We start from the raw sequence: 5,330 nt of genomic DNA, 5'->3' as shown, positions 1-5,330 counted from the left end.
GGCGGGGCGGCTGTCCACAGACCCCGCTTCCCGACGACGGCGGCCCGCCGCCGCCGGGCATGCTCGGCTCATGCCCCGATCGCCCTCACCCCTGCCGCCGATGCGGTGCGGCCTCGACGAGACCGAACGCGAGCCGACCGTGTTCTCGACGAACGCGGCGCAGGAGGCGGGCGTTCCGCCCGGGCGGCTGCGGCGGTCCGACCTGGAGCCGTGGGGGCGGGGGCTGTGGCGGGTCCGCGATGCCGTCCCCGACGCCATGGACCACCTTCGCGCGCTGCAGGACCTCCACCCGGAAGGCGTGTTCACCCACGTCACGGCGGCGACGGTGCTCGGGCTGTGGCTCACCGGACCCCTCGCCCGAGACCCCGCGATCCACCTCGGGGCGCCGCGCCACAACGGGACCGGGTCGCGCCGGGAGGGGGTGCGCTCCCACCGGCTCTACGGCGACGTCCCCGTGCGGATCGTGGACGGCGTGCGGGTCACCGCCACGGGGTGGACCTTCGTCGACCTCGCGGCCCGTGCCGCCACGGTGGAGACGCTGGTCGCGCTCGGGGACAGCGCGGTGCGCACGGCCCCCACGGAGCGGCGTCGTCGCGACCTGCCGCCGGGGGTGACGTCCCTCGAGGAGCTGCGCAGCGCCGTCGCCGAGCGACCACGGGTGAAGGGGATCCGGCTCGCGCGCGACGCGGTGGACCTGGTGCGGCCCGGGGCGGACTCGCCGCAGGAGAGCCGGCTGCGGGTCGGTCTCGTGCTGGACGGGGTGCCCGAACCGCAGGTGAACCCGCGCATCGTGCTGAGCACGGGGCAGTGGCTGCGCGTCGACCTCGCCTGGCCCGCGGCTCGGCTCGTCGTGGAGTACGACGGCGACCAGCACCGCACGGAGCAGCGGCAGTGGCGGGAGGACCGTTCGCGGGACGCGGAGCTGCGGGCTGACGGGTGGGAGGTGCTGCGCGTGACGGCCGACGTCTTCCAACCGGCCGAGTGGGAGCTGTTCGTGCGTCGGGTGCGGGCCCGTCTCGCGCTGGTCCCCGCGGATCGAGCCGCCGCGGGGTGATCCGCGGGTCGCCCCGGAGCCGGGAGCCGTCGTCGTGCCGGCGCCCCACCAGGCCGCCTGCCGTCCTTTCCTCCGCCAGCCATCCGGTCCTCCCAGGGCTGGCAGACACGCCGCTACGCGTCCGAGGTAGCGGCGTGTCTGCCGGCCCTGGCGGACGGTGGCTCTGGCGGAGGGGGGTTCCGGGGGACGGCTCTGGCGGCTCAGGGGGCCGGGCGTAGAATCGGGGCAGTCCGCTCGGACGCACCCCCGCATCCCACCTGGAGAGTCCCGCTTCATGCTCCGCACCATGTTCCACGCCAAGATCCACCGGGCCACCGTGACCCAAGCGGACCTGCACTACGTGGGGTCCGTGACCGTGGACCAGGACCTCCTCGACGCCGCGCAGATCCTGCCGGGCGAGCTCGTGTCCATCGTGGACGTCACCAACGGCGCCCGCATCGAGACCTACACGATCGCCGGCGAGCGCGGCTCGGGCGTGATCGGCATCAACGGCGCCGCCGCCCACCTGGTGCACCCCGGGGACATCGTCATCCTCATCGCCTACGCGCAGATGGAGGACGCCGAGGCCCGCCACTTCCAGCCCCGCGTGGTCCACGTGGACGGGGAGAACAAGATCGTCGAGCTGGGCGTGGACCCGGCCGACGGCCTCCTCGACGGCGTCTCCCGCCCGCCGCTCTCCCGCGAGTGGAACGCGGCGCAGGCCGACCTCTGAGGACTACCCTGCACGGCTGACGCCCTCCCGCACGACGACGGCGCGCTCGGCTCCGCCTTCCGGCGCGGTGCCTCGCCCGGCGGCCGACGGCGGTCCCTCCGGCCCGGCTCAGGCGAGCCTGGCCGTCGTGGAATCCGCCGCGCCCTGAGCGGCAGGATGGGGGCATGGCCAGGCTGTCCCGCTTCGCGAGGTCCTACCCGCTCGTCGCCGTCACGCTCGTCGTGCTCGCACTGGTGCTCGGGCTGCACGCGGCCGGCCTCGACGCCGCGGCGGCCGTCGTCGCCACCGTGTACGTGGCCGGGAACATCGCGTGGGCCGCCGTCGGGATGGTGCGCGAGGTGCTGCGCGGGCACTTCGGCCTGGACATCCTCGCGGTGGTGGCCATGACGGCGTCCCTGCTGGTGGGGGAGCATCTGGCCGCGCTCATCATCGTCCTGATGCTCACGGGCGGCGAGGCCCTGGAGGACTTCGCGGCGGCCCGCGCCCGCCGCGAGCTCACCGCGCTGCTGGAGAAGGCGCCGCAGACCGCCCACCTGCTCGGCGCGGACGGGGAGGCCCGCGAGGTTCCGGCCGCGCAGGTGCGCCCCGGGGACGAGCTGCTCGTCAAGCCCAACGAGGTGGTCCCCGTGGACGCCGAGCTGCTCAGCGCCGAGGCCGCCTTCGACGAGTCCTCGCTCACCGGCGAGTCCCTCCCGAGCGCGAAGGCCGCGGGCGACGCGGTGCTCTCCGGGTCCGTGAACGGCACGGCCGCCGTGCGCGTGCGGGCCACGGCGGCCGCCGCCGACTCCCAGTACCAGCGGATCGTGGCGCTCGTGGAGCAGGCCCACGAGCAGAAGGCCCCGGTGGTGCGCCTCGCGGACCGGTTCGCACTGCCGTTCACGGCCGTCTCCCTGGCCATCGCCGGCGTCGCCTGGTGGGCCTCCGGGGACCCCGTGCGCTTCGCCGAGGTGCTCGTGCTCGCCACGCCGTGCCCGCTGCTGATCGCCGCCCCGGTGGCGTTCCTCGGCGGCATGAGCCAGGCCTCGCGCCGCGGCGTGATCGTCAAGGGCGGCGGCGTCCTGGAGTCCCTGGCGCACGCCCGCGCCGTCGCCTTCGACAAGACCGGCACCCTCACCCATGGCCGCCCGCGCCTGCAGCGCGTGGAGCCGGCCGAGGGCTTCACCGCGGACGCCGTGCTCACGGCCGCGGCGGCGGCCGAGGCCTACTCCACGCACGTGATGGCCGAGGCGGTGGTCCGCGCCGCCGACGACGCCGGCCTCGCCCGCCTGTCCGCGCGTGGGGGCACGGAGGAGGGCACGCGCGGCGTGCGGGCGCTCGTCCGGGGGACCGACGGCGGCGCCGGCGCCGGGACCGGCACCGACACGCACGAGCCGGGGGCCGCCGTCGAGGTGCGCGTGGGCAAGCTCGCGTTCGTCCGCGAGGTGGCCCCGGACGCCCCCGAGGCGCGGTTCGCGCCGGGCGAGACGGCGGCGTACGTGAGCGTGGACGGCCGCCACGCGGGCACGCTCGTGCTCGCGGACGCCCTGCGCGAGAACGCGGGCGAGACCGTGGCCGCCCTGCGCGCGGAGGGCTTCGAGCGCGCCGTCATGCTCACCGGCGACAACGAGCACACGGCCCGCTCCCTGGCCGCCGAGGCCGGCCTGGACGACGTCGCGCACTCCCTCCTGCCCGAGGACAAGGTGCGCCTGCTCGCGGAGCTGCGGCCGCGGCCGGTCATCATGGTCGGCGACGGCGTCAACGACGCCCCCGTGCTCGCCGCGGCGGACGTGGGGATCGCCATGGGCGCGCGCGGCTCGAGCGCGGCGGGGGAGTCCGCCGACGTCGTCATCACCCGGGACGACATCGGCCGCACCGTGGAGGCCGTGCGCATCGGCCGGCACACCTACCGCATTGCGCTGCAGGCTGTGCTGCTGGGCGTGGCCCTGTCCGTGGGCCTGATGCTGGTGGCCGCGTTCGGCCACATCCCCGCGGTCGCGGGCGCCCTCACGCAGGAGGTCGTGGACCTGGCCTGCATCCTCTACGCGCTCCGGGCGCGCACGAGCCCGCGCGGCACGCCGCAGGGCGCGGCCGCACGGGCTCGGGGGCGTGCGCCGCAGGAGGCGGCGCGTGCCTGACCGGGGGCGGCCCGGCCGGTCGGGGCCTGTCAGACTCGGCCGATCAGACCCGGCCGGTCAGACGGCCGCGATGCGGCGCGCGGCGATGATCAGCTGCTCCATGAGGCCGGTGAACTCCTCGGCGCGGCGCTCGCGCGGGGCCAGACCGTCCGCGTCGAACTCGGTGAAGAGGTTGAAGTCCAGCTGCGTGCGGACGTCGGTCATGTTGAAGTTGGCCACGGCCGAGCGCCAGTGCTCCACGGCGCGCACGCCGCCGGCCGCCCCGTAGCCCACGAACGCCACGGCCTTGTCCCGCCACTCCGCGCCGAGGGAGTCGAAGGCGTTCTTGAAGGCGCCGGGCACCGAGTGGTTGTACTCGGGGGTGACGAACACGAAGGCGTCGCACGCGGCGATCGCGCGGCCCCAGGCGGAGACGCGCTCGTCGTCGTACTGGCCGTTCGCGGCGCCGGGGACGGTCGCGCTGGTCAGCAGCGGCACGTCGAAGTCGGCGAGGACGATGCGCTCGACCTCCACGTCCTCGATGCCGGCCACGTGCTCCTGCGCGCGCTCCATCACCCAGTCGGTGACGGTGGCGGCGGTGCGCCCCTCGCGGATGGACCCCTCGATCACGCCGATCTTCATGCCTGGATTCCCTTCAGTCTTGAAATGTTCTCGGGCGCGATTGTGCCAGCACCGACGGTCCGGTCGAGACCGATGGCTGCCGTTTTCCTAGGATCGTGAGGGCGGCCACGCCCGATTCCGCTCACGGCGGCACGGCCGCCCGGGACGCGCCATGCCTCGGCGCGCGTCTCGACGTGGACCGTCCCTGAAGAGAAGGAGCACGCCCATGCAGACCCAGGACAAGACCTTTGTCGTCACCGGCTCCGGCAACGGGATCGGCCGCGAGGTCCCCCTCGAACTGCCGCCGGCCGAGGCCGCGCGGATCATCGTGGACAAGGCCGTGGAGAAGGGGGACTACCGCGTGACCGTGGGCAAGGACGCCACGTTCCTGGACCGGCTCTCCCGCTTCGCCCCGCAGCGGGCCACGGACATGATCGCCACGAAGATGGCGAGCCTGCTGGGCTGATGCCGGAGCGTGCGGCGGGCTGGGAGAACGGGCCGTTCGAGCCGGTCTCGGCGTGCGGGCGCGTGCTCGTGGCCCGCTGCGAGCCCGAGGGCGTGAACGTCGGGCTCGTGGTGGGCCGGGAGCGGGCGCTGCTCGTGGACGTCGGCACGTTCCCGGCGCAGGGGGCGGCGCTGCGCGCGGCGGCCGACGACGTCGCGGGGCGGCTGACCGGGGTCCGCGTGGGCGTCGCGGTGCTCACCCACGACCACTACGACCACTGGTTCGGCCTCGCCGGCCTGCCCGGCCTCGAGGCGTGGGCGCACGCCGGGCTGGGGGAGCCCGCCGGGTCCTCGGCGGACTGGCTGCCCCGGGTGGGGCTCGCCGCGGCGCCGCGGCCGTCCCGGC

General features: G+C 75.5%; 6 protein-coding genes. 5 read left to right on the top strand and 1 reads right to left on the bottom strand.

Translation table 11 applies throughout. From position 1 onward, the window contains the following. Window positions 1-70: 70 nt before the first annotated feature. From NWP10_RS10345 to NWP10_RS10335, 3 genes are all read left to right on the top strand, one after another. The gene (locus NWP10_RS10345) at window positions 71-1,054 is read left to right on the top strand and encodes an endonuclease domain-containing protein (RefSeq protein ID WP_258300845.1); all 984 of its coding nucleotides are present in this window, start codon (window positions 71-73) and stop codon (window positions 1,052-1,054) included. A 274-nt stretch (window positions 1,055-1,328) separates the two neighbouring features. Then, on the top strand, window positions 1,329-1,766 hold the full coding sequence (gene panD / locus NWP10_RS10340) for an aspartate 1-decarboxylase (RefSeq protein WP_258300844.1): 438 nt from the start codon (window positions 1,329-1,331) through the stop codon (window positions 1,764-1,766). A 164-nt stretch (window positions 1,767-1,930) separates the two neighbouring features. Next, window positions 1,931-3,880, top strand: coding sequence for a heavy metal translocating P-type ATPase (locus NWP10_RS10335; RefSeq protein WP_258300843.1), 1,950 nt, complete (start codon window positions 1,931-1,933; stop codon window positions 3,878-3,880). Between the two features lie 57 nt (window positions 3,881-3,937). On the opposite strand, the gene NWP10_RS10330 is transcribed toward NWP10_RS10335, so the two are convergent. Then, window positions 3,938-4,501 (bottom strand): NADPH-dependent FMN reductase, encoded by a 564-nt coding sequence (locus NWP10_RS10330; RefSeq protein ID WP_258300842.1) that lies wholly within the window; start codon window positions 4,499-4,501, stop codon window positions 3,938-3,940. 205 nt (window positions 4,502-4,706) lie between these two features. Between NWP10_RS10330 and NWP10_RS10325 the strand changes: the two genes are divergently transcribed. Together NWP10_RS10325 and NWP10_RS10320 are read left to right on the top strand one after the other, a co-directional pair. Continuing rightward, window positions 4,707-4,946 carry a hypothetical protein gene (locus NWP10_RS10325; RefSeq protein ID WP_258300841.1) on the top strand — a complete coding sequence of 80 codons (240 nt, stop codon included), beginning with the start codon at window positions 4,707-4,709 and terminating at the stop codon, window positions 4,944-4,946. Continuing rightward, window positions 4,946-5,330: MBL fold metallo-hydrolase (locus NWP10_RS10320; protein ID WP_258300840.1), on the top strand; the 385-nt coding region annotated here is incomplete at its 3' end. The genes NWP10_RS10325 and NWP10_RS10320, both read left to right, overlap by 1 nt.

The sequence above is a fragment of the Micrococcus sp. HG099 genome, from assembly GCF_024723355.1.
Taxonomy (GTDB): domain Bacteria; phylum Actinomycetota; class Actinomycetes; order Actinomycetales; family Micrococcaceae; genus Micrococcus; species Micrococcus endophyticus.
This window is presented reverse-complemented; position numbering and strand designations above follow the sequence as displayed.

Excerpts from the sequence above, each read along its gene's own strand:
- NWP10_RS10335 (WP_258300843.1), top strand. The coding sequence starts at position 1,931 with ATGGCCAGGCTGTCCCGCTTCGCGAGGTCCTACCCGCTCGTCGCCGTC.
- NWP10_RS10345 (WP_258300845.1), top strand. The coding sequence starts at position 71 with ATGCCCCGATCGCCCTCACCCCTGCCGCCGATGCGGTGCGGCCTCGAC.
- NWP10_RS10325 (WP_258300841.1), top strand. The coding sequence starts at position 4,707 with ATGCAGACCCAGGACAAGACCTTTGTCGTCACCGGCTCCGGCAACGGG.
- panD (WP_258300844.1), top strand. The coding sequence starts at position 1,329 with ATGCTCCGCACCATGTTCCACGCCAAGATCCACCGGGCCACCGTGACC.
- NWP10_RS10330 (WP_258300842.1), bottom strand. The coding sequence starts at position 4,501 with ATGAAGATCGGCGTGATCGAGGGGTCCATCCGCGAGGGGCGCACCGCC.